Raw genomic sequence first — 1,994 nt, 5'->3', positions numbered from 1 at the left:
GCCGGATTGATGGTCGCGCCGTCATCCGTGCCGTTGATGGTGACCGTGACCGCCTTGTCGACGATCCCGCCGTGGCCGTCGTTGACGGTCACGGTGAACGTTTCGGTGATCGATTCGCCAGATTTCAGACCCTGAACGGTCTTGTTGGCGTTGTCGAGGTTGTAGGTCCAGTTGCCCGAACCATCAACCGAGAACGAACCATACGTACCCTTGCCGTCATTGTTGACGGTCCAAGTGTGCGTGTCGGTGGTATCAACATCAGCAACATCAATCTTGCCGGTGGCAACGAGCGTGCCGTCTTCGGTAACCGCGCCGTCAGCCTTACCCGTCAGAACCGGGATGTCATTCGTACCGACGATCGTGACCACGACCTGGCCCGTCGTGCCATCCGCCGTCGTAACGGTAAAGGTCTCGGTCAGGGTCTTGCCCGCGCCCAAGCCTTGAACGGCCGGGTCGTTGTTGGTCAAGGTGTAGTTCCACTTGCCATCGGCGTCGATGGAGAAGGTGCCGTGCTGACCGGCTGCGTTGGTCTGCGTTTGGAAGACCGCTTGGCCAGCGTCCGGGTCCGTCACTTCCAGCTTGCCGCCTGTCGTGAGCGTGCCGTCTTCGGTGACCGAACCTTTGTCATCACCCGGTTGAACCGGGTTGATGATGGCGCCGTCATCGGTGCCATTGATGGTGACCGTGATCGCCTTGTCGACGATTCCGCCGTTGCCGTCGTTGACGGTCACGGTAAACGTTTCGGTAAAGGTCTCGCCGGACTTCAGGCCTTGAACAGCCTTGTTGGCGTTGTCGAGGTTGTAGGTCCAGTTGCCCGATCCATCGACCGAGAACGAACCATACGTACCCTTGCCATCATTGTTGACGGTCCAGGTATGGGTATCGGTCGTGTCAATGTCAGTGACGTCGATCTTGCCGGTGGCAACGAGCGTGCCGTCTTCGGTAACCGCACCGTCAGCCTTGCCGGTCAGAACGGGGATGTCGTTGGTGCCAACGATCGTGACGACCACTTGACCTGTCGTGCCATCCGCCGTCGTAACCGTAAAGGTCTCCGTCAGCGTCTTGCCAGCGCCCAGGCCTTGAACTGCCGGGTCATTGTTGGTCAGGGTGTAGTTCCACTTGCCATCGGCGTCGATGGAGAACGTGCCGTGCTGGCCGGCTGCATTGGTCTGCGTTTGGAAGACCGCTTGACCGGCATCCGGATCGGTCACCTCGAGCTTGCCGCCGGTCGTGAGCGTACCGTCTTCGGTGACCGAGCCTTTGTCATCGCCCGGTTGAGCCGGATTGATGGTCGCGCCGTCATCCGTGCCGTTGATGGTGACCGTGACCGCCTTGTCGACGATTCCGCCGTTGCCGTCGTTCACCGTCACAGTGAAGGTTTCGGTGATCGATTCGCCCGACTTCAGACCTTGAACGGTCTTGTTGGCGTTGTCGAGGTTGTACGTCCAGTTGCCGGAGCCGTCGACGGAGAATGAACCGTAGGTGCCCTTGCCATCATTGTTGACGGTCCAGGTATGGGTATCGGTCGTGTCAACGTCAGTGACATCGATCTTGCCGGTGGCAACCAAGCTGCCGTCTTCGGTGACCGCGCCGTCAGCCTTACCGGTCAACACCGGAGTGTCGTTGGTGCCAACGATCGTGACGACCACTTGACCGGTGGTGCCATCCGCCGTCGTGACGGTGAAGGTCTCGGTCAGCGTCTTGCCCGCGCCCAAGCCTTGAACGGCCGGGTCGTTATTGGTCAGGGTGTAGTTCCACTTGCCATCGGCATCGATGGAGAAGGTGCCGTGCTGACCGGCGGCATTGGTCTGCGTTTGGAAGACCGCCTGGCCAGCGTCCGGATCAGTCACTTCCAGCTTGCCGCCGGTCGTGAGCGTACCGTCTTCGGTGACCGAACCCTTGTCATCGCCGGGTTGAGCCGGATTGATGGTCGCGCCGTCATCCGTGCCGTTGATGGTGACCGTGACCGCCTTGTCGACGATCCCGCCGTGGCC

1 protein-coding gene is annotated in these 1,994 nt (G+C 60.5%); it reads right to left on the bottom strand.

Features of this window, described 5'->3' with window-relative positions; all coding sequences use genetic code 11:
* A partial coding sequence (locus AC1DSJ_RS30080; RefSeq protein WP_476760469.1) for a VCBS domain-containing protein occupies nt 1-1,994 on the bottom strand: 1,994 nt, incomplete at both ends.

Source organism: Achromobacter sp. 01N37 (assembly GCF_056399725.1).
This window is presented reverse-complemented; position numbering and strand designations above follow the sequence as displayed.